This is a genomic window from Acetobacter farinalis, assembly GCF_011516935.1.
Taxonomy (GTDB): domain Bacteria; phylum Pseudomonadota; class Alphaproteobacteria; order Acetobacterales; family Acetobacteraceae; genus Acetobacter; species Acetobacter farinalis.
In genome coordinates, this window is the sequence record NZ_WOTF01000004.1 from 153,226 (window position 1) to 179,451 (window position 26,226).

18 protein-coding genes are annotated in these 26,226 nt (G+C 62.7%); all 18 read right to left on the minus strand.

Annotated features, from left to right (window positions below; genetic code table 11):
- Positions 1 to 23: 23 nt before the first annotated feature.
- Positions 24 to 2,696 carry a pyruvate, phosphate dikinase gene (ppdK, locus tag GOB82_RS06800; RefSeq protein ID WP_166121427.1) on the minus strand — a complete coding sequence of 891 codons (2,673 nt, stop codon included), beginning with the start codon at positions 2,694 to 2,696 and terminating at the stop codon, positions 24 to 26.
- A 191-nt stretch (positions 2,697 to 2,887) separates the two neighbouring features.
- Positions 2,888 to 4,990, minus strand: coding sequence for an NAD-dependent DNA ligase LigA (ligA, locus tag GOB82_RS06805; RefSeq protein ID WP_166121429.1), 2,103 nt, complete (start codon positions 4,988 to 4,990; stop codon positions 2,888 to 2,890).
- The gene (gene recN, locus GOB82_RS06810) at positions 4,983 to 6,701 is read right to left on the minus strand and encodes a DNA repair protein RecN (protein ID WP_166121431.1); all 1,719 of its coding nucleotides are present in this window, start codon (positions 6,699 to 6,701) and stop codon (positions 4,983 to 4,985) included. The genes ligA and recN overlap by 8 nt, the downstream gene beginning before the upstream one ends.
- A gap of 146 nt (positions 6,702 to 6,847) precedes the next feature.
- Positions 6,848 to 7,855: an outer membrane protein assembly factor BamD gene (locus tag GOB82_RS06815; protein ID WP_166121520.1), complete on the minus strand. Its 1,008-nt coding sequence runs from the start codon at positions 7,853 to 7,855 to the stop codon at positions 6,848 to 6,850.
- Positions 7,856 to 7,946: 91 nt separating this feature from the next.
- On the minus strand, positions 7,947 to 8,927 hold the full coding sequence (gene lpxC / locus GOB82_RS06820; protein ID WP_166121433.1) for a UDP-3-O-acyl-N-acetylglucosamine deacetylase: 981 nt from the start codon (positions 8,925 to 8,927) through the stop codon (positions 7,947 to 7,949).
- A gap of 152 nt (positions 8,928 to 9,079) precedes the next feature.
- Positions 9,080 to 10,657, minus strand: a complete 1,578-nt coding sequence (gene ftsZ, locus GOB82_RS06825; protein ID WP_166121435.1) for a cell division protein FtsZ — start codon at positions 10,655 to 10,657, stop codon at positions 9,080 to 9,082.
- Between the two features lie 86 nt (positions 10,658 to 10,743).
- A complete protein-coding gene (gene ftsA, locus GOB82_RS06830) occupies positions 10,744 to 12,180 on the minus strand; it encodes a cell division protein FtsA (RefSeq protein ID WP_166121437.1) in 1,437 nt (478 codons plus the stop codon).
- A complete protein-coding gene (locus GOB82_RS06835; RefSeq protein WP_166121439.1) occupies positions 12,177 to 13,109 on the minus strand; it encodes a cell division protein FtsQ/DivIB in 933 nt (310 codons plus the stop codon). The genes ftsA and GOB82_RS06835 overlap by 4 nt, the downstream gene beginning before the upstream one ends.
- Positions 13,106 to 14,047, minus strand: coding sequence for a D-alanine--D-alanine ligase (locus GOB82_RS06840; RefSeq protein WP_166121441.1), 942 nt, complete (start codon positions 14,045 to 14,047; stop codon positions 13,106 to 13,108). Before GOB82_RS06840 ends, GOB82_RS06835 begins: the two co-directional genes overlap by 4 nt.
- On the minus strand, positions 14,044 to 14,991 hold the full coding sequence (gene murB, locus GOB82_RS06845; protein ID WP_166121443.1) for a UDP-N-acetylmuramate dehydrogenase: 948 nt from the start codon (positions 14,989 to 14,991) through the stop codon (positions 14,044 to 14,046). The genes GOB82_RS06840 and murB overlap by 4 nt, the downstream gene beginning before the upstream one ends.
- Positions 14,988 to 16,424, minus strand: a complete 1,437-nt coding sequence (murC, locus tag GOB82_RS06850; protein ID WP_166121445.1) for a UDP-N-acetylmuramate--L-alanine ligase — start codon at positions 16,422 to 16,424, stop codon at positions 14,988 to 14,990. The genes murB and murC overlap by 4 nt, the downstream gene beginning before the upstream one ends.
- Positions 16,421 to 17,569 carry an undecaprenyldiphospho-muramoylpentapeptide beta-N-acetylglucosaminyltransferase gene (murG, locus tag GOB82_RS06855; RefSeq protein ID WP_166121447.1) on the minus strand — a complete coding sequence of 383 codons (1,149 nt, stop codon included), beginning with the start codon at positions 17,567 to 17,569 and terminating at the stop codon, positions 16,421 to 16,423. Before murG ends, murC begins: the two co-directional genes overlap by 4 nt.
- Positions 17,566 to 18,729 carry an FtsW/RodA/SpoVE family cell cycle protein gene (locus tag GOB82_RS06860; protein ID WP_166121449.1) on the minus strand — a complete coding sequence of 388 codons (1,164 nt, stop codon included), beginning with the start codon at positions 18,727 to 18,729 and terminating at the stop codon, positions 17,566 to 17,568. The genes murG and GOB82_RS06860 overlap by 4 nt, the downstream gene beginning before the upstream one ends.
- Positions 18,729 to 20,162 carry a UDP-N-acetylmuramoyl-L-alanine--D-glutamate ligase gene (gene murD / locus GOB82_RS06865; RefSeq protein ID WP_166121451.1) on the minus strand — a complete coding sequence of 478 codons (1,434 nt, stop codon included), beginning with the start codon at positions 20,160 to 20,162 and terminating at the stop codon, positions 18,729 to 18,731. The genes GOB82_RS06860 and murD overlap by 1 nt, the downstream gene beginning before the upstream one ends.
- Positions 20,159 to 21,253, minus strand: a complete 1,095-nt coding sequence (gene mraY / locus GOB82_RS06870; RefSeq protein WP_166121453.1) for a phospho-N-acetylmuramoyl-pentapeptide-transferase — start codon at positions 21,251 to 21,253, stop codon at positions 20,159 to 20,161. Before mraY ends, murD begins: the two co-directional genes overlap by 4 nt.
- Positions 21,253 to 22,638: a UDP-N-acetylmuramoyl-tripeptide--D-alanyl-D-alanine ligase gene (locus GOB82_RS06875; protein WP_166121455.1), complete on the minus strand. Its 1,386-nt coding sequence runs from the start codon at positions 22,636 to 22,638 to the stop codon at positions 21,253 to 21,255. Before GOB82_RS06875 ends, mraY begins: the two co-directional genes overlap by 1 nt.
- Positions 22,635 to 24,167, minus strand: a complete 1,533-nt coding sequence (locus GOB82_RS06880) for a UDP-N-acetylmuramoyl-L-alanyl-D-glutamate--2,6-diaminopimelate ligase (protein ID WP_166121457.1) — start codon at positions 24,165 to 24,167, stop codon at positions 22,635 to 22,637. The genes GOB82_RS06875 and GOB82_RS06880 overlap by 4 nt, the downstream gene beginning before the upstream one ends.
- A complete protein-coding gene (locus tag GOB82_RS06885) occupies positions 24,164 to 26,215 on the minus strand; it encodes a peptidoglycan D,D-transpeptidase FtsI family protein (RefSeq protein ID WP_166121459.1) in 2,052 nt (683 codons plus the stop codon). The genes GOB82_RS06880 and GOB82_RS06885 overlap by 4 nt, the downstream gene beginning before the upstream one ends.
- Between the last annotated feature and the right edge of the window lie 11 nt (positions 26,216 to 26,226).

Genomic DNA, 26,226 nt, shown 5'->3' on the forward strand with positions numbered 1-26,226 from the left:
TTAAAAGGGGCGGCCAGCCCTGTTCAGGCTTTGACTGCTTTGCGGCGGGCAGCCAGCGCGGCCTGCGCGCTTGCCAGACGCGCCACAGGGACGCGGAACGGAGAGCAGGAGACGTAATCCAGCCCGACCTCTTCAAAGAAGGAAATGGAGAGCGGATCGCCCCCGTGTTCCCCGCAGATGCCAAGCTTGATGTCCGGCTTTGCCGCACGACCTTTTTCAACACCCATGCGCACCAGAGCGCCAACGCCTTCCTGATCAATGGAGATGAAGGGGTCCTGCGGGAGCAGGCCTTTTTCAACATACTCAGGCAGGAAGGACCCGGCATCATCACGGGAGAGGCCGAGTGTGGTCTGTGTCAGGTCATTGGTGCCGAAGGAGAAGAAGTCCGCACTTTCTGCGATCTTGTCCGCAGTGATGGCAGCCCGCGGCAGTTCGATCATGGTCCCGATGCGATAGTCGAGTGTCGCGTTCTGTTCCTTCAGAACATCAGCAATCACAGCCTCACACGCTTTGCGCACCAGATCCAGCTCGGCCTTGGTGCCTACCAGCGGGATCATGATTTCCGGAATGACAGCCTTGCCGGTTTCCTTGGAGACGGCCAGAGCGGCTTCCGCAATGGCACGCACCTGCATGGCGTAGATTTCCGGGTAGCTGATACCCAGACGGCAGCCACGGTGGCCAAGCATGGGGTTTGATTCGGAAAGTGCGGAGCGGCGGGCGCGCAGGGCTTCAATATCCTGCCCCAGAGCCGTGGCAACGTCTTTCAGTTCCGCTTCACCATGCGGCAGGAACTCGTGCAGCGGCGGGTCCAGCAGGCGGATGGTTACGGGCAGGCCCGCCATGATGCGGAACAGCTCCGTGAAGTCACCACGCTGGAACGGCAGCAGGGCATCAATCGCCTTGGCGCGTGCCTTCGGTTCTTCCGTCATGATCATCTGGCGGATATGGCCAATCCGGTCCGGGCCGAAGAACATGTGTTCCGTGCGGCACAGGCCAATGCCTTCTGCGCCGAAGCGGCGGGCGGTGGCTGCATCTTCCGGTGTTTCCGCATTGGCGCGCACACCAAGGCGGCGCACGGAGTCCGCCCAGCCCATAAGGGTGGAGAAGTCACCGGAGAGGGTGGGCGGAATGGTCGGCACGCGGCCAAGATAGACAGCACCTGTGCCGCCATCCAGCGTCAGCCAGTCTCCGGCTTTCAGCGTATGGCCGTTTACGGTCATGGTCTGTGCGCCGTAATCAACCTGAATGCTGCCTGCACCAGCCACGCAGACACGACCCATGCCACGCGCCACAACGGCGGCGTGGGAGGTCATGCCACCACGGGTGGTCAGCACGCCACGGGCGGCGTGCATGCCGTGCACGTCTTCCGGAGAGGTTTCGATACGCACCAGAATGACGTCTTCACCCTTGCTGGCGCGGTCTTCCACATCTTCAGCAGAGAAAGCGATCACACCGGTTGCAGCGCCAGGAGACGCGGGCAGGCCGCGTGCAAGCTGCTTGCGCTCAGCCTTGGGGTCCAGAATCGGGTGCAGAAGCTGGTCCAGAGAGGCGGGCGGCACGCGGGAGATGGCTTCTTCCTTCGTGATCAGGCCTTCCTGCGCCATATCGATGGCAATGCGCAGAGCCGCCGCAGCCGTCCGTTTACCGGAGCGGGTCTGGAGCAGGTAGAGCGTGTTGCTCTGCACGGTGAACTCGATGTCCTGCATGTCCTTGTAGTGGCGTTCCAGCAGGTCACGCACCTTCAGCATTTCCTGATAGGCTTCAGGCAGGGCCTTTTCCATCGGGTTCTGGTCAGGCGTTGCGCGTTCGGCGGCCATGGGCTGCGGGGTGCGGATACCCGCCACCACGTCTTCGCCCTGCGCGTTGATCAGATATTCCCCATAGAACACGTTTTCACCCGTGGACGGGTCACGCGTGAAGCACACCCCGGTGGCGCAGTCTTCACCCATGTTGCCGAACACCATGGACTGCACGTTCACAGCCGTGCCCCAGCTTGCCGGAATATCGTGCAGCCTGCGGTAGGTGTTGGCGCGCGGGTTCATCCAGGAGCCGAATACGGCGCCAATGGCACCCCAGAGTTGATCCTGCGGGTCTTCAGGGAAGGGGGTGCCGGTTTCGTTCAGCACGATGTCCTTATAGCCTTTAAGGACCATCTGCCATTCTTCGGCTGTCAGTTCGGTATCATCATGTTTGCCGAGTTCACGTTTGGTCTGTTCAAGCAGATCTTCAAAGCGATGATGAGAGACACCGAGCACAACGGAGCCGTACATCTGGATAAAGCGGCGGTAGCTGTCCCATGCGAAGCGGGCATCGCCCGAAGAGCGGGCCAGCCCTTCAACGGTCTGGTCATTCAGGCCGAGGTTCAGCACGGTGTCCATCATGCCGGGCATGGAAACACGCGCACCAGAACGCACGGAAACCAGCAGGGGGGCGTCTGCATCGCCAAAGCGCAGGCCCATGGCCTTTTCGACGGCAGCCATGGCATCATCCAACTGGGCTTTCAGCTCAGGGGGATATTGGCGGCCATTGTCATAAAAGGCTGAGCAGACTTCAGTGGTAATGGTAAATCCGGGCGGTACGGGCAGGCCGATATTGGACATTTCTGCCAGATTGGCGCCCTTGCCGCCGAGGAGATTGCGCATTCCGGCGTTGCCGTCATTTTGGCCTGCGCCGAAACTGTAGATCCACTTGGTCATGTTGCCGTTCACTTTGGTTGTTGCGAACGCAGAAGCCCTGTTACCCGCACGACGGGGAGGAGAACGAAACGGAGGAACAGGTTGGTCTGCGAGCGAAATTTTATTTTTATTTTGGACGACGAAATCCACCCCATCGGTGCTGCAGAGAATGGCGCAGATTTCACGCTCCGGCAACGACTCTTTTTACGAGATCAGGCAGAAAAATCCGTCTCCAGCCCTGCGCAAAACGCATTCCAGCCAGCTTCATCAAGTGTGGCGATTTTGAGCTCTTCCGCTTTTTTGGCTTTTGATCCGGCTTTTTCTCCCAGAATGACCAGATCAGTCTTTCTGGAGACAGAGTCAGAGACTTTTGCCCCCATACGCTCGGCCATGGCGCGGGCTTCCTGACGGCTCAGGGTATGGAGCGTTCCGGTGAAAACCACGGTCTTGCCCGCCAGTGCGCCGCCGGACACGGCCTCTTCATCCGTGATGTTCAGAGAGACTGTGAGATCCGCCAGAGTCTTGAGGTTATGCTCTTCCTGCATGAACGCCACCAGATCATCCGCGATAACGCTGCCAATGCCTGTGATGGAGCCGAGTTCCAGCCGTTCATCCGAGCCGATAACGGCGGCCTTGCGCAGTTGCGCTACCCAGTTCTCGCAGGAGCCGTAATGGCGGGCCAGCAGGCGGGCATTGCTTTCCCCCACACGGCGGATGCCCAGAGCATAGATGAAGCGTGAGAGCGGAATGGTCCGCCGGGCCTCAATGGCCTGCATGAGGTTGCGCACGGACTGCTCCCCCCAACCTTCGCGCGTCATGATCTCTTCGGCATGGGTGTGCAGCCGGAAGATATCGCCGGGGGTGTGGAGGTATCCTGCCTCGTAAAATTCCCGGATGCTGCGTTCACCAAGGCCTTCAATGTCAAACGCTGTGCGCGAGACAAAATGGATCAGCCGCTCCACAATCTGTGCCGGGCAGGTCAGCCCCCCCGTGCAGCGGCGCACGGCCTCGCCTTCCGGCCGCACGGCCAGAGCCCCGCATGCCGGGCAGTGATCAGGGAAGTGAAATGCCTCCTGCCGGGCCGGAGCATCCGGGGCAGGCGGAACCACACACAGGATTTGCGGGATGACATCTCCCGCACGCTGGATTTGCACCTTGTCCCCCGGACGGACATCCTTGCGGGCAATTTCATCTTCATTATGCAGCGTTGCGCGGGTGACGAGCACACCCCCCACATTGACCGGCTCCAGATGTGCAACCGGCGTGAGCGCACCGGTGCGGCCCACCTGAATTTCAATGGTCTTGAGCGTTGTAATGGCCTGTTCAGCAGGGAACTTCCACGCAACGGCCCAGCGAGGCGCGCGCCCTGCAAAGCCCAGACGCTCCTGCAGGGTCAGGTTATCGATTTTATAGACAACACCATCAATATCATACGCCAGAGCCGCGCGTTCCTGACCGATCCTGTCAAAAAACGCCTCCGCGCCGCTCGCGGCTTCCAGACGCTGCGAGAGCGGATTGACCGGGAAGCCCCATGCCTGCAACTGCTCCAGATACTCCCAGTGGCTGAGGGTGATTTTTTCCGAGCAGAACCCCATGGCGTAGGCAAAGAGGGAGAGGGGCCGCCGTTCCGTAACGCGCGGGTCCAACTGGCGCAAAGACCCTGCGGCAGCATTGCGCGGGTTTGCAAAAGGCTTGCGCCCCAGAGCTTCCTGCGCCGCATTGAGAGCCAGAAAATGCTCTTTTGAAAGAAAGACCTCACCACGGATTTCGATGAGTTCCGGCGCGCGCCCCTGCAACTGGAGCGGCAGGTCTTTCAGGGTGCGCAGGTTGGCGGTCACATCCTCCCCCTCGGTGCCATCCCCCCGGGTGGTGCCGCGCACAAACTGGCCGTTCTCATACGTCAGGCTGATGGAAAGCCCGTCAATCTTGGGTTCGGCCACAAAAGCCAGCGCCTGAGCCTGTTCGTCGTTCAGCCCCAGAAAGCGCGTGGCGCGGCTGATAAAGGCTTCGAATTCCGCCTGATCGAACACGTTGTCCAGCGAGAGCATGGGCACCAGATGCCGGTGTTTGCCAAATGCGCTGTCCGGCGCGGCGCCCACGGCGCGGGCCGCGCTGTTTTCCGGCTCCGCCTCGGGGTGCAGGGCCAGAAGCGCGTCGTAGCGCTGGCGGAGTGCGTCATAGTCCGCATCACTGACTTCTGGGGCATCGTCCGCATAATAGGCGGTATTATAGCGGCCAATAAGCTCCGCCAGACGCGCCAGTTCAGCACGGGCCTGCGTTGGAGTGAGTGTGGGGAGGTCGGGGAAATCAGTCATTGTCACGTTTCAGCAGGCTGGCCGCGGCAGCGCGGGCGGCATCGGTAATCACATCACCCGCCAGCATGCGGGCAATTTCTTCCTGTCGTTCGGCATGGCTGAGGGGAGCCGCATGTGTGGCGGTGCGGCCATCCCGCACAATTTTGCCAATCCGCAGGTGGGCGTCCGCACTGGCGGCAACCTGCGGGCTGTGCGTGACAGCCAGCACCTGCACCGAGCGCGCCAGCCGGTGCAGGCGTTCACCAATGGCGGCGGCTGTGGCCCCGCCCACGCCTGCGTCAATTTCATCAAACACCAGCGTGCCAATGCCGGATTGTCCCGCCAGAACCAGTTTGAGGGCCAGCATCAGGCGGGAGAGTTCCCCGCCGGATGCAACCTTGGCCAGAGGCCCGGGGGGCTGGCCGGGGTTGGCGGCAATCAGGAACGTGACCTGCTCCATGCCCTGCCGGCTCCAGCTTTCAGGGGCAAGGGGCTGAAGCTGTGCGAAGAAGCGGGCCTTGTCGAGCTTGATGGGCTTGAGTTCCCCCGTGACGGCCTGCTCCATTTTCCGCGCGGCTTTTTCCCGTGCGGCAGAAAGCCGCGCGGCGGCTTCCTCATACTGCGCGCGGGCGTTTTTGACGGCCTGTTCCAGCGCGTCGAGATGGGTGGCGCCGGTTTCCAGTGCGGTCAGCCGAGCGGAGAGATCCGCCAGAAGTGTAGGCAGGTCGTCTACTGTCACGTCATGCTTGCGGGCCGCTGCGCGCAGGGTGAAGAGGCGTTCCTCAATCTCTTCTAGCAGGCGCGGGCTGGCTTCAGAGTCGTCTGCCAGACGGGAAAGCATGGTTTCCGCTTCCGCCAGAGCGTTTTCCGCACTTTCCAGTGCGGCGAGGGCTTCGTTCGTGCGGGCTTCCAGCGGGTCTGTTGCTGTTTTTTCAGCCGAGGGAGGGGGGAGCAGCCGTTGCAGGGCGCGGCTGGCCCCCCGCAGGGCGGCGGCAGGCCCGCTGTTGCGGCGGTCTCGCGGGGTGAGTTCCGCCAGCGCGGCGGCAATGGCTTCAGAGCGCCGTTCTGACTGTTGCAGGCTATGGCGCTGCGTGGCCAGTTGCTCTTCTTCATCGGGCTGCGGGTTGAGTGTTGTCAGCTCATCCACCGTATGGCGCAGCCACTCTTCTTCCCGCGCGGCCTCAAGCAGGCTTTTCCGGGCGGCGTCCAGTTCCTTGCTGAGCGCCTGCCAGGCATCAAACGCCTGCGCCACACTGGCCAGCAGGGTGCCGGAAACGCCATAGGCATCCAGAAGGCCGCGATGCGTGCTGGAATCAGCCAGCCCCATCTGTTCATGCTGGCCCTGAATTTCGACAAGCGAGACCGCCACGCGGCGCATCAGGGTCAGGCCGACGGGCTGGTCGTTGATCCACGCGCGGGAGCGCCCCTCCCGGGAGACAATGCGACGCAGCATCAGCGGTTCACCCGCCTCGGCGGGAATGTCCTGTTCTTTCAGGAGGGCATAGGCCGCGTGGGTTTGGGGAATATCAAAGCTGGCTGTTACGCGGGCTTCTTCGGCTCCGGCGCGGACCAGCCCTGCATTGGCGCGCTCCCCCAGTGCCAGCCCGAGGCTGTCCAGAAGGATGGATTTCCCCGCCCCGGTTTCACCCGTCAGGGCTGTAAACCCGGAATGCAGGGAAAGATCCAGTGCTTCAATCAGTACGACGTCCCTGATGGAAAGGTTTGTCAGCATGATGATGTCCGGCCTGAAAGACTGTTCACTATACGTTCCAGAAGCTTATAGTCTTTGTCTTCCGTCTTGTCTGCCCGCAAAACAGCAAACCCACGCGGAGCGCGGGGCTCTGGCGTGGGTCTGGTTTTTGGCTCATCCCGTTCCGCTTAGCGCAGGGCCGGGGCCTGATCGACTTCCTGTTCAACCGGCTGTTTTTTGACAGGCACAACCGGCGCTTTTTTAATGTCCATCGGCTGGGGTGCGCCCGACATGGCGGAGGGCGCAGGGGCCGTGCCTGTGGCTGCCGGCTGCTGGCTGGTAGCGCCAGAGGAGGCGGGGGCGCTGATCACCTTGCCCGGAATGGGGAAATTGTTGCTCAGCAGCTTGTAGCGCTTCAGGTCGTTATAGGCATAACGGTACCACTTGCTGCCCGGATAGTTATAGCCGAGCACGATAGCGGATTTACGGGCCTGATCCGTCAGGCCGAGGTCCAGATAGACTTCCACCATACGTTCAAGCGCTTCAGGCACATGGTTGGTGGTCTGGAAATCCTGCACAACGCGCTGATAGCGGTTGATGGCGCCTTCGTAATTGCGTTCCTGCTGGTAATAGCGGCCAACCAGCATTTCCTTGCCCGCCAGATGGTCTCGGCAGAGGTCAATCTTCAACTGGGCATCACGCGCATATTGTGACTGCGGGAAGCGGGTAATCACTTCTTCCAGCGCATCCATGGCTTCCACGGTGCCCTGCTGGTCCCGTTTGACGTCCGCAATCTGCTCATAGAAGCACAGGGCGCGCAGATAATACGCATAAGCAGCATCCGCACTGGTGGGGTGCAGGCCGATAAAGCGGTTCAACTGCTGCACGGCTTCGGGGTATTTGCCTTTCAGATAATAGGCATACCCTTCCATGAGCTGCGCATTTGCGATGTATCCGGAATAGGGGTAATTCTGCTGGAGAACCTCAAACTCGGCGGCGGCCAGCACGTAACGCTGGGTGCGCAGAGCATCAATCCCGTTATTGTACAGGGTTTCCGGTGAGGCCAGCTTGGGAACCTGCGCGGGCTTCCCGCCGCCAAACAGGCCGCACCCGGACAAGCCCAAAAGCAGACCAGCCGACGCCAGATGGCGTATGCGGCAGCGAACGGAAAGAGAATTGATGAGGCTCACAGATATCCCGGCTCTTCAAATGGAACCCGTCTTATAGCACGCATAGCGCTCAAGAAAAGGGAATGAAGGCGCTCTTTGCATTTTGGGGTGGTTGAACTCAGGCCGCGGCGCGGGAAAAACCTGCGTGTGCAGGCACATAGCGCCAGGCTGTGGGGTCAGCAAACAAGGCGCGGAGAACCTTGTTATTCAGGCAGTGGCCGGAGCGATGGCCGGTAAAGCGGGCGCGAAGGGGTGCGCCAGCCAGATACAGATCACCCACGGCATCCATCACCTTGTGGCGGATGAATTCATCCGGGCAACGCAGGCCGGATGGATTGAGAATCTGGGCTCCATCCACAACAATGGCGTTATCAAGCGAGCCGCCACGCGCCAGACCGGCTTTATGCAGGGCTTCAATTTCCTGCCGCAGGGTAAAGGTTCTGTTGCGGGCAAGGTCATGGCGGAAGGTGTCGGCTGTCAGTTCCGTTTCAAAGGCCTGTTTGCCGATGGCTTCTGCCGGGAAATCAATGCTGAGCGCCAGATGCAGGTTCTTCACCGGGGCGGGAGTGAGTTCAGCAAACCCGTCTGCCTGCTCCACCCGGATGGGCCGAAGCACGTCAATACGATGCCGCACGGCATCCTGCGCAACGCGGCCCGCGCAATCCAGCAGGAACACGAAATCCGCTGCGGAGCCGTCAAAAACCGGGACTTCCGGGCCGCTTACCAGAACCAGCACGTTATCAATGCCGCAGCCGTTCAGGGCGGCCATCAGATGTTCAACAGTGGCAACCCGGTTGGCCGGGTTGGTGGCATCTCCCAGCACGGTGCTGAGGCGCGTATCCACCACATAATCGAATCGGGCCGGCAGGGAGGCTGCGTTCAGGTCCGAGCGTTTGAAAACAATGCCGTGGCCGGTGGGAGCCGGGTGCAGGGTGAGGGTAATCCGCGCGCCGGTATGCAGCCCCGTGCCAACACAGGAGATGGACTGATGCAGCGTGTGCTGCACAGAGGGCTGGTATTTTACAGCTGCGGGGGCGGGTCCGGAAACAGGCTCCGGCGTGGCGGAGCGACTCATCGGTTCCATAAGCAGACTGTCCATGACTCTGGCTTTAATCCCTGCGCGGTTTACAAGACGTGCAGCCTGACGCTAGAGACCGCCTGCCGTTATGGCGAGTCAATCATTATTGCCGTCTATTACATAAAAAACCGCGCCACCCACTGGGGGTGACGCGGCAGAAAACTGCGCCTTATTTACTGGCGGCGCAGGAAGGTCGGAATTTCAAGTCCTGTATCATCCGTGTCAGCCGGACGCACGCTCGGCCCCTGTGCCACAGGGCGGACCATCGGGTGGGAGTCCATAGCGGGTTCATTGTGCTGGTCCGGAGCGCCCGTGCGGCGGAACGCACCGGTCACCCGCCCGAACAGGCTGCGTGAAGAGGGCTGGCTGGAATCCGGCAGGTAAGGAGAGCGAGGCGCTTCCGTGAACAGGCCTGCACGCGGGGAGGCGGCGGGGCGCTGCGGCTGGGGCTGTGCCTGAGCGGCAGCGGCCGGTGCCGTGTTCATCTGGCTGGGAAGGCTGTGTGCCGGCGGGGGAGAGGCATGCTGGCCAGCCGGCTGAGGCTGGGGCTGATAAGCCTGCGCGGCAGGAGCAGCCTGACGAGGCTGCTGCGGCGGCTGCTGCATGCCCATGCCGCCCATATCGTAGCGCGGCGCTGCCGGGGCAGGCTGCTGCATGGTGGGGGCGGGCTGGGCCTGATTGGCCATGACAGACGGGCCGGTGCCGGTTGCCAGTGTCTGCTGTTCGGTCGGCGCTTCGGTTTCAACGGCCATCAGATGAGGGCGGTCGTTCCCCTGAGAACCGATATCAATACCCGTTGCCACAACGGACACGCGGATCTTGCCGTTCATGTTTTCATCGATAATGGAGCCGAAGATCATGTTCGCATCTTCAGCCACTTCGCGGCGGATGCGGTTACAGGCTTCATCCACTTCGAAGAATGTCATGTCTTCGCCGCCGGTGACGTTCACAAGCAGGCCCTGCGCACCGGACATGCAGGTATCTTCCAGCAGCGGGTTGGCAATGGCGGCCTCGGCGGCTTCAACCGCGCGGTTTTCGCCTTCGGCTTCACCTGTGCCCATCATGGCCTTGCCCATTTCCGCCATAACGCTGCGGATATCGGCAAAGTCGAGGTTGATGTAGCCGGGAGCCATCATCAGATCCGTCACGCCACGCACGCCCATGTAGAGAACATGGTCAGCCATCTTGTAGGCTTCACGCAGCGTTGTACGCTCGCTGGCCACGCGGAACAGGTTCTGGTTGGGGATGACAATCAGCGTATCAACATACTGCTGAAGTTCCTTGATGCCTTCTTCCGCAACACGGGCGCGGCGCTTGCCTTCGTAATCAAAGGGCTTGCTGACAACGCCAACCGTCAGGATATTCCGCTCACGCGCCATACGCGCGATGACCGGAGCCGCCCCGGTGCCGGTGCCGCCGCCCATGCCTGTGGTGATGAACACCATGTGGCAGCCATCAAGATAGCGGGCCAGTTCATCCGCTGCTTCTTCCGCAGCGCCGCGGCCGACTTCCGGTTTCGCACCAGCGCCCAGACCGTGTGTGAGATGCGGGCCAAGCTGCACGCGGCGGTCTGCACGGCTCTTGGCCAGGCTCTGCGCATCCGTGTTGGCAACAACAAATTCCACACCCTGAAGGCTGGACGCAATCATGTTGTCCACTGCGTTCGTGCCGCCGCCACCAACGCCGAAAACCGTAATTTTCGGGGAAAAATCAGCATGTGTTTGAGGTGGAACGGTCAGGTTCAGTGTCATCAGGCTCTCCCGGGCAACTTAACGGCAAACTAACGAAGTCTTCAGACGGATGCTAGAGTGAAGTTATCAATATTTCTCTAAGTATACTAAACCCGGCCACGAATAAAAGCGACCAGTCTTTGTAACATGCCCGAAGGCAGGGCCTCCCGGAACTCGACATCACCGAACGGACGCTCGGCGCTGGCCGCCCAGGACAGAAGCCCCGCGGCTGTGGCAAATCCGGCTGCGGCGGCCGTATTTTCCGGAAGCCCGAGGATATGCTTGGGCCTTCCGAGCCGGACGGACCGCGTGAACGCCGGGCCTTCGGGGCGACCTTTGGAAGCCGGAGCCCCCAGAATACGTTCGGCCAGCGGGCGCATGCCATCCAGCAGGGAGGCACCGCCTGTCAGCACAATGCGGCCGCTGGCGGCATTTCCCAATCCGGCACCATCCAGCTTCGCACGGACCAGCTCCAGCGTTTCTTCCATGCGCGGGCGGATGATACGGCCAAGCTGTGCACGAGAAATCTGTTCAAAATGAGGAACGTCATTGCCCAGAAGCTCGACCGTTAAAATTTCGTCTTCCACATCGGAAGAAAGATCGGCGCTTCCGTAAACGGTCTTGAGCCGCTCGGCATTTTCCAAAGAGGTGCTCAGGCCGCGTGCAATATCACGGGTGACATGCAGCCCGCCCACACCGATCTGCGCGGTATGCAGGATCTGCCCTTCTCCAAACACGGCCAGAGAGGTTGTGCCGCCCCCCATTTCCACCACGGTGGTGCCCAGTTCCCGCTCATCCGCATCCAGCACGGACAGGCCGGAAGCGAGGGGGGAGGAGACGAGTGCTTCCAGCTTGAGTTCCGCACGGCTCAGAACTGTTTCAAGGTTCAGCAGGGCTGTGGCTGCGGCATCAATAATATGCAGGCGGGCCTTCAGGGTTTCGCACAGATGCCCGCGCGGGTCCGAAACGCCTTCTGTATCATCCACCGTGAAATCAATCGGCAGGGTGTGCACCACGTCCCGCCCGTCCACGGTTGCCTGAACGCGGCCTTCCGTTACCACGCGGCGGATGTCGGCCTCAGTCACCACGCGGCCGCCAACCGGCCAGCGCACGTTGAAGAGCCTGCTTGCCGGATGCCCGCAGGAGAGATTGACCACCACGCGGTCAATCGTGCGTTCCGCCATCAGCTCAGCCTGCCCGACTGTGGCGCGGATGGCGGCTTCCGCCGCATGCAGGTCTGTAATGGCACCGTTACGCACCCCGGCGGAGCGCCGCCAGCCGCACCCGACCACCTTCAGGCTGCCATTGGGCTCGCCCTTGCCAATCAGGCAGGTGATCTTGGTCGAGCCGATATCCAGCACGGCGGAATATCCGCTGCGCCAGCTATTGGAGCGCTTGTTGGCTTCAGAGGGGGGGAGCGGCAGGATGGTCTCGCCACCGCTCATCCGCAGGCCGGATGTGGTGCTGGTGGAGCCACCCTTTTTGCGCAGGCGGGCCTGAGCCCCGGAATTGAGCGAGAGGGAAGGGCGCGTGCGGTTGGTCATGCAGGGCTTCCCTGTCGGGCGGCGGGGGATGAGCCCCCGGGTTGCGGGCTGTGCGGTTGTGCGGGGTGGCTGCCGGGGGCGGCTGCGTCCGTGTCAGTCTCCGCAGGGGGGGCGGGGGGCTGTGGCGGCTTTTCCCGAATGGTCAGGCGGTCGGGCAGGCGCATGTCAATCAGCACCACAGGGCGGTCCAGCAGATGCATGGACGTATCGAACTGGCTGAGCCGGTGGAGTGCCGGCGTTTCCTCACCTTCAGGAAGCAGAACTGTCGCGCCATCCCGCAATGTCAGATCCCACCGGCGGTTGCTGACCCGCACGGCCGCAATCACATGGGAACGGACGGCGGGTTCCTTTGTCAGTGCATCAATCAGGGCGGAGGCCGCCTCGTTCGCGCCATCCCCCACAACCAAGGGGAGCTTGGTAAAGGCCTCGGCATCCTTGCCGGTCATGCCCTGATCCGGCACGCGCTTGCCTTGCCGGTCGATCAGCTCGAAATGCCCCTGATGCTGCCACACGGCAAAAGGCGGCCGCTCTGTAATGGTGACCTTGATGTCTCCCGAGAGGTGCCGTTCCACCGTCACATGATCAACAAAGGGCAGCGCGTTCAGCCGGTCCCGCGCTTCGGAGACACTGAAATTCAGAACCGGATCTCCAACAGAGACCCCCAGCGCCTTGTGGATGGCGGCCTCACTGGTGAGTTGGGCGCCATCAACCTGAATTTGGGTGATCCGCAGCGGAGTGGCACTCAGAACCTTGTCCCGCAGTGGGGCAAGGCGTTCCTGCGCGCCGGGCTGCTGCAGATACAGATAGCCTCCTCCCCCCAGCGCCGCCAGAAACAGCAGGCCGGACAGCGGGCGGATCAGCCGCTTCTGTCTCCGGGCAAACAGCCCGAAGCGTGACGGACGATCAGAGGGGGAGGACGGGATTCTCATTGGCGGCAGGCGGCCTGATCAACCAGCCAGTCACAGAGTTCCGGGTAGCTGATGCCACAATAGGCGGCCTGCTCCGGCAGGAGGGAGGTGGCCGTCATGCCCGGCTGGGTGTTTACTTCCAGCAGGATCAGGCGGGCCGGACCGGGGCCGGTATCATCCAGCCGGAAATCCGAGCGTGAGGCCCCGGAGCATCCGAGCGCCTTGTGCGCGGCGACCGCCACGGCACAGGCCTGCTGGCTCACGGCCTCATCAATAGCCGCGGGCAGGACATGGCTGGAGCCGCCGCTGGTGTATTTGGCCTCATAATCATAAAAATCATGCCCGGCACCGGGGGTGGGGGTGATGTCTGTGACCGTCAGAGCGCGGTCTCCCATCACGCCGACCGTAATTTCCTTCCCCGGAATAAAAGCTTCCACAAGGGCATATGGCCCGTAGGTCCAGTTTTTGAGGATCTCCTGCCGTGTGTTGGAGCCAGCCCGCACAATGGAAACGCCGACGGACGATCCTTCACTGACCGGCTTGACCACATAGGGAGCAGGCATGGGGTCCGCCGCCGCCAGATCTTCAATCGGCACCAGACGGCCTTCCGCCACAGGTAGCCCGGCGGAGAGGAAAACGGCGCGGGCGGCGGCCTTGTCCATGGCGGTTGCGGAGGCGCGCACACCCGAATGCGTGTAAGGAATGCCGATCCAGTCCAGCACGCCCTGAATGCAGCCGTCTTCTCCAAACCGGCCATGCAGGGCATTGAACACCACATCGGGCTTTTGTTCGGTCAGGGTTGTGACCAGAGCCGCCAGATCAGCCCCGGCATCCAGCGTGCTGACGGTATGACCAAGGCTGCGCAGGGCGTCCACCACGCCTGCGGCGGAGGAGAGGCTGACCTCCCGTTCGGAAGAAATACCGCCCATCAGAACGGTAATCCGTTTGCCGGTGCTCATGCGGGGGTTCCTTCTGCCTTGCCCATGCGTTTGATTTCCCAGTGCAGTTCAACGCCGAACTGCTGGGCAACGCGCTGCCGCACGTCCTCCCCCAGCCCTTCAAGGTCAGCCGCGGTGGCCTGATCCAGATTAATCAGGAAGTTGCAGTGTTTTTCACTCACCTGCGCATCTCCGCGCCGCAGGCCGCGGCAGCCTGCCGCATCAATCAGTTCCCACGCCTTGCGGGGCGAGATGTCCGGGTCCGGGTTCCGGAAGGTGGAGCCCCCGGTTCTGGCGCGCACGGGCTGGGAGAGTTCGCGCGCTGCGCGGATTTCGGCAATCCGGGCGGCAATCTCCGCCGGTGCGTCCGGTGTGCCCCGCAACCGCGCCCGGATGACCAGCGCGCCTTCCGGCAGGCCGGAGCGACGATAGCCAAACCGGAGTGCTCCGGCTTCCAGCCGGATCAGGCTGCCATCCCGCGTGATGATCTCGGCCCAGTCCAGCACCGCGGCGATGTCGGACCCGTAGGCTCCGGCATTCATCCGCACGGCCCCGCCGATGGAACCGGGGATGCCCGCCAGAAATTCCAGACCGCCAAGGCCGGCCTGCGCGGCATACTCCGCCACTGTGGCGTCCAGACAGGCACTGCCGACCACAAGCCCGTCTTCCTCGATTATGATGTCTGAAAACCCGCGCGCCAGCCGGATGACAACGCCATCCAGCCCGCCATCACGGATAATCACGTTCGAGCAGGCCCCCAGCGCGGTTACGGGCAGTTCAGGCGAGAGGCGCTGCATGACCGAGGCAAGATCTTCCGCATCCGCGGGCTGGAACAGCCATTCGGCGGCTCCGCCCACACGGAACCAGGTGCGCGGGCCAAGGGGCGCCTGCGGTGTCAGGCGGCCACGGGTTTCCGCAAAGGCTTCCCGCACGAGTTCCGTAACAGACGCGGCGGAGAGGCTCATGCCGCCTGCCCGCCCTTGGCAGAAGTGCCCTGCAGGGCAGAGAGTTCAGCCGGAAGCGCCTGAGCCCAGTTGGTAATGGTGCCAGCCCCGAGGCAGACCACATAATCTCCCGGTTTGGCGATGGCATTGATCATTTCAGCCAGATGGTCCGGGCTGGAAAGCGGCACAACGGAGCGGTGCCCGCGTTCGCGCAGCCCTTCAATCAGCTTGTCGCGCGAGACGTCCGGGTCCGGCTGTTCGCCCGCGGCGTACACATCGGCCACAACCACTGTATCGGCATCATTCATGCAGGTGCAGAAATCCGGGAACAGCATTTTCAGGCGCGAGTAACGGTGCGGCTGCACAACCGCAATCACGTTATTCGCCCCGGCCTGCCGCGCGGCTTTCAGCACGGCTGCAATTTCCACCGGATGGTGGCCGTAATCATCAATCACGGTCACGCCGTTGCTTTCCCCTGTGCGGGTAAAGCGGCGCTTCACACCCCGGAACGCGGCCAGACCGGAGCGGATGACATCATCACTGATATCCATCTCGGTCGCCACGGCAATGGCGGCGAGGGCATTCTGCACGTTGTGCGAACCCAGCATGGGCAGGCGGAACGGGCCTGCCTTGCGGGTGCGGCGGGTGGAACGGTCTGTCAGGGTGACTTCAAACGTCGCGCCCATTTTGTCGGTAATCAGTTTTTCAGCGCGCACATCCGCCTGTGGAGAGAACCCGTAGGTGACAATCCGGTGGTCGGACATGCGGGGGATCATCTGCTGCACGGCAGGGTGATCAATGCACAGCACGGCAAAGCCGTAGAACGGTACATTGGAGACAAACTGGTCATACGCCGCTTCCATGGCCTCTGCCGAACCCCAGTGGTCCAGATGTTCGGGGTCCATGTTCGTCACAACGGAAATCACGGAGGGCAGGCGCAGGAAGGAGCCATCGCTCTCATCCGCTTCCGCCACCATCCAGTCTCCCTTGCCCATGCGGGTGTTGGTGCCGTAGGCCTCGATAATCCCGCCATTGATCACGGTGGGGTCCAGATGCGCGGCTTCCAGCACGGCGGCAATCAGGCTGGTGGTGGTGGTCTTGCCATGTGTGCCGCCCACCGCCACGGACCAGCGCAGGCGCATCAGCTCGGCAAGCATTTCCGCGCGGCGCACCACAGGGATCAGGCGGCTGCGGGCTGCAACCACTTCCGGGTTATCCCGGCTGACCGCGGTTGAGATAACAACAACCTGAGCTTTCCCCAGATTTTCCGCGTCATGCCCCACGGTCACGGGAATGCCCGCGGCCCGCAGCCGTTTGACATTGGCGTTTTCCGCAATGTCGGAACCCTGCACGGAATAGCCCAGCATGGAGAGCACCTCGGCAATGCCGGACATGCCAATGCCACCAATCCCGACAAAATGAATGGTTCCAATGGAAAGGGGCAGGGCTCTCATACGCTGAACTCCGTCTGGCTGGGAGGTGTCGGATAGGCTGGCGAGGGGGAAAGGTGCAAACATTCTTCTACAATATCGGCCAGGCGGGTGGCGGCATCCGGACGGGCGAGTGAGGCTGCGGCGGCCGCTGCATGCGCCAGCTCTTCCGGTGCCGTAAGGAGGTCGGTCAGGCGGTCAGCCAGAGCGGTGGGGGTGAAATCCGGCTGGCGGATAACCCACCCGGCTCCGGCCGTGGTGATGGCGCGGGCATTTTCGCTCTGCTCATCACTCGCGGCAATGGGCAGGGGCACGAGAATGGAGGGGCGGCCCGCGGTGGTGATTTCGGCCACGGAGGAACCACCTGCCCGGCCGATAACCAGATGCGCGCCCTGCAGCAGGGCCGGGACATCATTCAGAAATGGCTCCACGCGGGCGGTAATGCCCATGTCCGCATAGGCCTTGCGCGTGGCGTCCACATCATCCTGCCGCGCCTGCTGGGTGACATGCAGGCGCTTACGCAGATTTTCAGGCAGTTTTCCAAGGGCGGCAGGCACCACTTTGGCAAAAACACTGGCCCCCAGAGACCCACCCCACACCAGAAGGGAGAAGGTCTCCCCCGGAGCAGTCCAGCCTTCACCCGCAAGGGCGGCAATGGCCGGGCGCACCGGCATGCCGGTGAACGCCGTGCGGGCGCCAAGCGGCAGTTTGGCCACGGAGGGGAAGGAGGTGGCAATCACATCCGCAAAGCGGGAGAGCACGGCGTTCGCCTTGCCCAGCACGGCATTGCCTTCATGAATGATCAGCGCCGGGTGCTTGCGGCCGAGCAGGCGCGCGCCCAGCAGGGGCGGCACGGAGGGGTATCCGCCAAAGCCTATCACGGCATCCGGCCGCACCGTGCGCAGAATGGCGCGGGCTTTCCATGAACTGCACAGCAGGGTGAGGCCCGCTTTCAGGGCGCGAACCGGGCCACGGCCAGCCACACCGGCACCCGGCAGAACATACTGCGGGCCGCGTGAAAACACGCCTGTGGTGCGGGCACCCGCACGGGCGTCTGTCATCAGGACAAGCTGATGGCCGCGCGCTTCCAGAGCATCGGCCAGAGCCTCAGCCGGAAAGAAATGTCCGCCGGTGCCGCCTGCGGCAATGACAATCGTGCGTCTGGTCATACGGGCCGCCACTGTCTGAGGGTGTTCATCATGCTTTCTCCGCGTGGAGAGCGTTCACCCGGCTGGTGTCGTGTCAGGGCCAGCACCATGCCGATGGCCAGAGCCACGGACATGGCGGAAGACCCGCCATAGGAGATGAAAGGCAGCGTCATGCCCTTGGTGGGGATGAGATGCAAGGTGGATGCCATGTTCACAAAGGCCTGAAGCCCGAAACCCGTGACCAGCCCGGCGGTGGAAATCACAACGAACGGGTCATCCTCACGGATCAGCCGCAGCAGGGTGCGCACCACAATCACACCAAAAACGCAGATGATGAGCAGGCAGACAATCAGGCCGTATTCCTCTCCCGCCACAGCAAACACGAAGTCCGCGTGAGCGTCAGGCAGCAGGTCCTTCACGCGGCCCTCACCGGGGCCACGGCCCGTCAGCCCGCCATTGCCGAAGGCCCGCAGGGCGGTATCAATCTGGTAATGGTCCCCCACGTTGGGGTGCAGGAAGCGCTCCACGCGGGAGCGCACGTGCGGGAACAGAAGGAAGGCGGAAATACCCGCGCCAATCATACCGGCAACACCCACACCCACCAGAATGAGGTTCAGCCCATCCACAAAAAGCTGGGTCATGAACACGGTGGTGATAACTGTGAGCATGCCGATATCCGGCTGGGACTTCAGCAGCATCAGAATGACGCCAAACAGCCCAAAGGCCAGCAACATGCCCGGAAAATAGCGGGAGATGCGGCGCTGCGTGAGCAGCCAGCCCGTCACCACGGCAAAGCACGGCTTGAGAAATTCGGAAGGCTGGAGGGACATCAGCGGCAGGGCGATCCACCGCCGCGCCCCTTTGATTTCAATGCCATGCACCAGCGTGAGCGCCGTGGCCCCGAGCATGAGCGCGCCACCCAGCAGGGAGAGCCTGAGCACCGCCTTGCGGGAGAGCATGGAAACGCCCACCACAATCAACCCCGCGACACTGAGGAACATCACCTGTTTGAAAATGAACATGTTGCGGGATGCGCCAATACGCACGGCAACAGCCGGACTTGCGGCGAGCATCAGGATATAGCCGAAGCCAATCAGGATGAACGCACAGATCAGCGTTGTGCGATCCACATTCCGCCACCAGCGCCCAAACGGGGAGTCATCAATGCGGGAGCCTGCCATCAGTCAGCCTTTCCAGTTCCGGTTTGCGGCTGTTCCGTTACCGTACGAGCCAGTTCCAGAAAGCGCAGGCCACGGGCTTCAAACCCGGAAAACTGGTCAAAACTTGCGCAGGCGGGAGAAAGCAGCACAACAGGTGTGCCTGTATTCCGCGCCGCGTCATACGCCGCGGGCACAGCCTCTTCCAGCGTGCCGGAGCACGTGAACGGCACGCCGTGCGCCGTGAGCGTTTCAGCCAGTTGCGGAGCATCCCGCCCGATCAGGAACGCATGGATAATGCGGGGAAAATAGGGCGCGAGCGAGGCAATGCCCCCTTCTTTTGCCATCCCGCCTGCAATCCAGATCAGCCTGTCATAGCAGCCGAGGGCGCGGGCAGAGGCATCGGCATTGGTGGCTTTGCTGTCATCAATAAATGCCACGCCCGCGTGCTGCGCCACCAGTTTCTGCCTGTGTGGCAGGCCGGGGAAGGAGAGGATGGCCGCCGCCAGCACGGCATCCGGCACGCCCAGAAAACCTGCCATGGCACACACCGCCGCGGCATTTTCCGCATTATGGCTGCCGGGCAGGGAAGGCCCCGAATGGGCAAGGCAACGGCCCGCCTGCCAGATGCCGGTGCCCGAGGCATCGGTCTGCCCATAAACGTCACACGCTGGATTGGTGCCGGAAATGGTCAGGCAGTGCGCGGGGCCTGCCTGAAGAGTTCTGGCGATATCCTGGCACCACGGATCATCCGTGCCGATCACGGCCAGATCCTGCGCGGTCTGGCCTGTAAATACGCGGGTTTTGGCGCGGGCATAGCCCTCCATGCCTGCGTGGCGGTCCAGATGGTCCGGTGTCAGGTTGAGCAGGCAGGCGGCATCAAACCGCAGCGTGTCCAGTCGCTCCAGCATGTAGGAGGACATTTCCAGCACATACACACCATTATCCGGCAGCAAGGGCAGCGCGAGCGCCGCAGGGCCAAGGTTGCCCCCGGCGGCAACAGGCACACCGGCTTCCGCCAGCACATGGGCCAGCAGCGTGGTGGTGGTGGATTTGCCATTGGTGCCGGTAATGCCGACAAACCGGGCCTTGCTGCCTGCCTTCCTTACAGCGCGGTAGAGCAGTTCCGCATCGGAGAGGATGGGAACACCGGCCTCGCGTGCCATGACCGCCACCGGGTGCGGGCTGGGCAGCAGATGGGGAATGCCGGGGGAGAGCACGAGGCCATCGGTCCCGGCCAGATCCGTGAAGGGCGCGCAGCTAATGCGGGCCGCGGCTTCCGGCGGGAGCGTGGTAACAGCTTTGGCGAGTGCCGCTCGCGCGGCCTCGCCATCATCCCACGCCTGAACCGTGGCACCGCCGCGTGCCAGAGCGCACACGGCGGGCAGGCCGTTCCGGCCCAGCCCGAGCACCGCAAAACGCTGCCCTGCGAAGAGGGTTGAGGGGAAGCTGCTCATCTCAGTTTCAGTGTGGCCAGACCACACATCCCCAGAATGACGGAAATAATCCAGAAGCGGATGACGATTTTGGGTTCGGCCCAGCCCTTTTTCTCAAAATGATGATGGATGGGGGCCATCAGGAAGACACGTCGCCCGGTGCGTTTGTACCAGAAAACCTGAATCACGACGGACAGGGTTTCCACCACGAACAGGCCGCCGACAATGCACAGAACCAGCTCATGCTTGATGGCCACAGCCAGCGCACCCAGCGCGCCCCCCAGAGAGAGGGAGCCGGTATCGCCCATGAACACCGAGGCCGGAGGCGCATTGAACCACAGGAACCCAAGGCCCGCCCCGACCAGTGCCGCGCAGAAAACCGCCAGTTCCCCCGTGCCGGGCACGGCATGGACCTGAAGATAATCCGCGAACACATGGTTCCCCACAATATAGGTGAGAATGGCAAAAACCAGAGCGGCAATCACCACGGGCACAATGGCCAGCCCGTCCAGCCCGTCTGTGAAATTCACCGCATTGCCAAAGCCGGTGATGGTGATCATGGCAAACAGGGGGAAAGCAATCCCCAGCGGCAGCAGCAGGTCTTTCACGAAGGGAAAGGCGAGCTGGTTGGCCAGATCCGCCGGCATCATGCTCTGCAGGAACCAGCCACACAGCAGGGACGCCGAAAACTCACAGCCCAGCCGCATCCGTTTGGAAACACCATCCGTGTTGCGGCGGGCCAGCTTGCGATAATCATCCGCAAAGCCCACAGCGCCGAACGCCAGAGTGGTGAGCATGACAGCCCACACAAACCCGTTTTCAAGATCACCCCACAGGAGGGTGGACCCGAAAAGCGCTGCCAGAATCAGCACGCCGCCCATGGTGGGGGTGCCGCTTTTTTCCAGAAGATGCCGTTCCGGCCCAAGCGCGCGGATGGGCTGGCCCCCGCGCTGGATGCGCCGCAGCATGGCTATCAGCGGGCGGCCGAGCGCGAGGCTGATGGCAAGTGCGGTAAAAAATGCCCCCCCGGCCCGGAAGGTGATGTAACGCAGCAGGTTGAGCAGCGGGATATGCGCGTCTGTCAGCGGGTGTGAGATCAGAAAATAGAGCATCAGGCAGGCTCCACCGCGCTCAGGCCGTTCAGGGCCGCAATGACATCCCGCATCCGGCTGCCCAGACTTCCCTTGACCAGAACGGCATCCCCCTTGCGCAGCGCCGCGCAGACCAGAGGAGCCAGAGTGGCGGCGTCTTGCGCCCAGGCGCCCTGCGCCGTTTTCGGCAGGGCTTCAAAAAGGGATTTCATATGGGGTCCGCAACAGAAAACAAGATCGGCACTTTCGGCGGCTGGCTGGGCCAGAGCCTGATGCTCGGAGGTGGAAAAATCTCCCAGTTCACGCATATCGCCCAGAACGGCAATACGGCGCGTGGCCGGGAGATGACGGAGTACATCCAGCGCCGCGCGGATGGAGGCGGAGGAGGCATTATAACTTTCATCCAGCAGGGTAACAGCCCCGCCCGCAATCAGGGCCAGCGCGCCACGCCCCTTGCCGGGGCGGAAGCTGGCCAGTGCCTGAGCCGCACTGTTCAGATCCCCACCCAGCGCAGCGCAAACCGCCAGAGCTGTCAGCGCATTGCGCGCCAGATGGGTGCCCGGTGCGTGCAGCGTGACAGGCACGGAGCGGCTGCCGGCATGGGCGGTAAAGTGGCTACCCCCATCAACCGTGCTCAGCCCGGAGAGATGCACAAAACTGTCGCGCTTCAGGCCGGTATGCCACAGGGTTGCGTTGGCTTGCCGGGCGGCAGCGGTAAAAAAGGGCTGGCCGTGGGCATCATCCGGCACAATGGCCACCCCGCCGGTGGGCAGGGCGGTAATCAGCTCGGCCTTTTCCTGCGCAATGGCGTCTAGACTGCCCATGTAGCCCAGATGTGCGGACCCGATGGTGGTGATCACGGCAATATCCGGACGGACCATGCGGGCCAGTGGCAGGATTTCTCCCGGATGGTTCATCCCGATTTCACTGACACAGAAAGCGGCGTCACGCGGCAGGCGCGCCAGTGTCAGCGGAACACCCCAGTGATTGTTGTAAGAGGCTTCCGCCGCATGGGTGGGGCCAAGAGCCCCAAGGCACAGGCGCAGCATATCCTTTGTGGTGGTTTTTCCCACGCTGCCGGTTACGGCCACCATTTTTCCGGTAAAGCGGGCGCGCGCGGCACGGGCGAGGTCCTGTAGCCCCTTCAGCGTATCAGCCACCACAAGCAGGCGCGGGTCCGTGCATCCCGCAGTCTCATGCACCAGCACTGCGGCGGCCCCTTTTTCGAGCGCCGTGGTGATGTGGGCATGGCCGTCGCTGTTGTCCCCCTTCAGGGCGACGAACAGATCACCGGGCGCGAGGGTCCGGGTATCAATGGAAATACCCGTGACAACCGGCGTGCAGGCTCCTGCAAATGTGCCGCCTGTGGCGGCTTCCAGTTCATCTCGTGTCCAGAGTGCCGTCATGCCCGGTCTGCCTGTGCTGGGGTGTGCGGTGCCGGGTGCCCGGAGCCCGCCTGTGTTCCGGCTCCGGCGAGTTCGCGCAGCACGGCGGCATCATCAAACGGATGGACTTCCGTGCCGATAATCTGCCCCTGCTCGTGCCCTTTACCGGCAACAACCAGCACGTCATCCGGGCCGAGCAGGCTCAGGGCTTCGGCAATAGCCTGCCTGCGTCCGCCAATTTCAAGTGCATCCGGTGCGCCTGTGCGTACTTCCGCACGGATGGCGGCGGCATTTTCTGTCCGGGGGTTGTCATCCGTAATAATGGCAATGTCCGCCCCGCGTGCGGCTTCCTGCGCCATAAGGGGGCGTTTCCCCCGGTCGCGATCACCGCCCGCGCCGAAAACCACCACCAGCTTGCCGTGGGCATGCGGGCGGAGGGAGGCGAGCAGGCGGGCAAGCGCATCGGGCGTGTGGGCGTAATCCACATAGGCGCTGGCACCGTTGGGCAGCACCACGGCGCGTTCCATGCGCCCGCGCACACCGTGCAACTGCGGCAGCAGTGAGACCATATCCAGCAGGGCGGCGTCGTCCGGCGCGGCAAGGGCTAGAGCCAGAAGGGCGTTATCAGTCTGGAAACGGCCCGGCAGCGCCAGCGTGACGGTCTGGCGGTGGCCGCAGACATCCAGCTCCAGTTCCTGCCCGGCAGGCAGCGGCGTGTGGCGCAGCAGGCGCAGGGTGGTGCCGCGCTCGCCTGTCAGGCGCAGGGTCAGCCCGCGCCGTGCGGCAATGGCTTGAAGGGCCGAGAGTGTCTCAGCCTCCATATCCGCATTGGCGGCAGCCAGTGCGCCTTCGGGCAGAACGGTTTCGAACAGTTTCAGCTTGGCGGAGCGGTAGGCGTCCAGCGTGCCGTGATAGTCCAGATGGTCCCGCGTGAGATTGGTAAACCCGGCGGCGGAAAAGTGCAGCCCATCCAGCCGCCCCTGCTCCAGCCCGTGGGAGGAGGCTTCCAGCGCCACATGCTCCACCCCGGCCTGCGCCAGTGCGGCCAGCCCGTTGGCCAGCGCCACAGGGTCCGGCGTGGTGAGGGAGGGCATGGTGATGCGCGGGTCAGTCACGCCAGTCAGGCCGAGTGTGCCCACGCCAGCGGCTTTGAAGCCCTGCAGCGCCCAGAGCTGGCGGAGGAAATCCGTCGTGCTGGTTTTGCCATTGGTGCCGGTAATGGCCACGAGGCAGTCAGGCTGGCGGCCAGCCAGAGCTGTTGCCAGAACCGCCAGAACATGGCGGGGGTTTTCAGCAGGCACCAGCGGGCGGGCGGGCACCTGTTCGGGCCAGACGGTGCCAGCAGGAGCCAGCACGGCGGCGGCTCCATTCTGCACGGCGGCGGCAATAAAGCTCCGGCCATCCACTTTGGTGCCGGGCAGGGCAACAAAGAGCGTGTCGGGTTTTACAGCGCGGCTGTCTGACGTGATGGCGGTGATAACCGGATTATCCTGCCCCCCGGCCGCGGCAAGGTTTACAGTCTGGAGAAGGGTGGAAAGGCGGGTGGTCATTCGTCCATCACTTCCTGAGCCTGTTTTTTCTGGGCAGCTTTCAGCGCGGCTTTCTGGTCCGCCAGTGCCTTGCGTTCCGCGGCTTTGGCGGCGCGGTGTTCGGCTTCGGCCTTGCGCGGGTCTCCGGGGTCATTCCCCGGGCCAAGCGGGCGCACGCCACGCGGCACAGCCGGATGCATGGGGATGGCCATGCTCGCATCAATCTGCGCGGCATGGGCTGTATCAGGGAAGATTTGCAGCATCGGCCCGATACGCGAGACAATTTTGGAAACAGTTGGCGCGGCGTTCCAGCCTGCGGTGGTCCAGCCGTGTGTCTGCGGTGTGGGCTTTGGGCTGTCCAGCATGACATACACCGCGTAGCGCGGTGCGTTCATCGGGAAAATGCCTGTAAAGGCCGAGATGTTCACATGCTTCAGGTAGCCGCCATGCGGACCGATTTTTTCCGCCGTGCCGGTTTTCCCGCCAACAAAATAGCCGGGGGATTCAGCCGTGCGCCCCGTGCCGCTGGTAACGTCCAGACGCAGCAGGCGGCGCAGTAGAGCGGAGACCTTTTCAGACAGAACGCGCGGCCCTTGCGGCGTGGGCAGGGCATCACTGCTGCTGTCTGCTTTGGCGCTGCCTGTGTCGGTTTCCGCCTGCTCCAGAGCGGCCGTCTGCACACCCTGAGAAAGAGCGGCTTCCTGCGGTGCTGCGGTTGCGGCGTCTTCTCTCTCAAGCAGGGTCGGGGTGATCAGGATCCCGCCATTGACGGTGGCTGCCGTGCCACGGACGATGGAGAGCGGAGGTTCCGCCATCCCGTGCCCGAAGCCGACAGTCATGGTGGTGGAAATACCCCACTGATGCGGAACCAGAGGGCGTGCGGCTTCGGGCAGTTCAATCGGCACGGGAGCAAAAAAGCCCATGTCGTGGAACCATTCCGCCTGCCGCTTGCCGCCGACATCCAGCGCGATATGGGCCGCTGCCGGGTTGGAGGAGTAGGCCATCACTTCCGGCAGGGTCATCCACGGTGCGAAGTGGTCACTCTTCATATCCGAAATGGTGAAGCGGCCGATATGGATGGGAATGGAAGAAAACCGGTCCCAGATATGAATGGTGCCGGTTTCAAGCCCCATAGCGGCGGTTTGCAGCTTGAAGGTTGAACCGGGTTCGTACAGCCCCGTTACGGCGCGGTTGAAGCGGGCATCATTCGAGGCGTGGGAAAATTCGTTCGCGTCATAATCAGGCAGGCTGACCATGGCGATCACTTCGCCCGTGCGCACATCCATTACAATCGCGCAGGCCCCGATGGCCTGAAAGGTGCTCATGGCGGTTGCCAGTTCGTCCCGCACCACGGACTGCACACGCACGTCCAGCGAAAGGCGCAGTGCGTGGTGGTCACTCATCAGGCGTTTGTCAAAAAACCGCTCAACACCCGCCACGCCGTGGTCATCAATATCCACGGTGCCCATGATCTGTGCTGCCATGTTGCCCAGCGGGTAGTGACGGCGCTCGCCCGGTTCAAAATAGATGCCCGGAATGCCCATACTGTTGATGGCCAGTTCCTGCTGCGGGGTAATATTGCGGGCGATATACACAAACTGCTTGGGCAGGGAGAGCCTGCGGGTGGTTTCTTCTTCGTTCAGATCTTTCAGGACTGTTTTGAGTTTTTTGGTGACATCCTGTGGGTCAATCAGTTCCTGCGGGTTGGCATAGACCTGCGCCACCGGCAGGGAGAGCGCCAGCGTCTGGCCATTGCGGTCTATAATGGAGGCGCGGTGCACCTGCGGCAGGGAGAAATCTCCCGCCAGACTGCCCTTGGGGTCAATTTTCGGGATTTCCGGGATCTGCGAGGCAATCTGCCGCTTTTCCGGAGCCATGGGGTGCAGAACAGTTGCGATGGAAAGCTTGATGGCGACAACTGTAAAAATCAGGCAGAACCCGCCTGCAACGCCCAGCAGCCTGACATGCATCTGGTCCCGATGGGCACGCGCACGGAGATCTTCTCCCGTTACGCGCACTGTACGCGTGACGGGGGGCGGGGCGTCATAATCGTGCGGCGAAACGGCCATATCGGAGTGAA

Excerpts from the sequence above, each read along its gene's own strand:
- GOB82_RS06875 (WP_166121455.1), bottom strand. The coding sequence starts at position 22,638 with ATGACGGCACTCTGGACACGAGATGAACTGGAAGCCGCCACAGGCGGC.
- murG (WP_166121447.1), bottom strand. The coding sequence starts at position 17,569 with ATGACCAGACGCACGATTGTCATTGCCGCAGGCGGCACCGGCGGACAT.
- GOB82_RS06835 (WP_166121439.1), bottom strand. The coding sequence starts at position 13,109 with ATGAGAATCCCGTCCTCCCCCTCTGATCGTCCGTCACGCTTCGGGCTG.
- ppdK (WP_166121427.1), bottom strand. The coding sequence starts at position 2,696 with ATGACCAAGTGGATCTACAGTTTCGGCGCAGGCCAAAATGACGGCAAC.
- recN (WP_166121431.1), bottom strand. The coding sequence starts at position 6,701 with ATGCTGACAAACCTTTCCATCAGGGACGTCGTACTGATTGAAGCACTG.
- ligA (WP_166121429.1), bottom strand. The coding sequence starts at position 4,990 with ATGACTGATTTCCCCGACCTCCCCACACTCACTCCAACGCAGGCCCGT.
- ftsA (WP_166121437.1), bottom strand. The coding sequence starts at position 12,180 with ATGACCAACCGCACGCGCCCTTCCCTCTCGCTCAATTCCGGGGCTCAG.
- murD (WP_166121451.1), bottom strand. The coding sequence starts at position 20,162 with ATGAGCAGCTTCCCCTCAACCCTCTTCGCAGGGCAGCGTTTTGCGGTG.
- murB (WP_166121443.1), bottom strand. The coding sequence starts at position 14,991 with ATGAGCCTCTCCGCCGCGTCTGTTACGGAACTCGTGCGGGAAGCCTTT.
- GOB82_RS06840 (WP_166121441.1), bottom strand. The coding sequence starts at position 14,047 with ATGAGCACCGGCAAACGGATTACCGTTCTGATGGGCGGTATTTCTTCC.
- lpxC (WP_166121433.1), bottom strand. The coding sequence starts at position 8,927 with ATGGACAGTCTGCTTATGGAACCGATGAGTCGCTCCGCCACGCCGGAG.
- GOB82_RS06860 (WP_166121449.1), bottom strand. The coding sequence starts at position 18,729 with ATGGCAGGCTCCCGCATTGATGACTCCCCGTTTGGGCGCTGGTGGCGG.
- mraY (WP_166121453.1), bottom strand. The coding sequence starts at position 21,253 with ATGCTCTATTTTCTGATCTCACACCCGCTGACAGACGCGCATATCCCG.
- murC (WP_166121445.1), bottom strand. The coding sequence starts at position 16,424 with ATGAGAGCCCTGCCCCTTTCCATTGGAACCATTCATTTTGTCGGGATT.
- GOB82_RS06885 (WP_166121459.1), bottom strand. The coding sequence starts at position 26,215 with ATGGCCGTTTCGCCGCACGATTATGACGCCCCGCCCCCCGTCACGCGT.
- ftsZ (WP_166121435.1), bottom strand. The coding sequence starts at position 10,657 with ATGACACTGAACCTGACCGTTCCACCTCAAACACATGCTGATTTTTCC.
- GOB82_RS06880 (WP_166121457.1), bottom strand. The coding sequence starts at position 24,167 with ATGACCACCCGCCTTTCCACCCTTCTCCAGACTGTAAACCTTGCCGCG.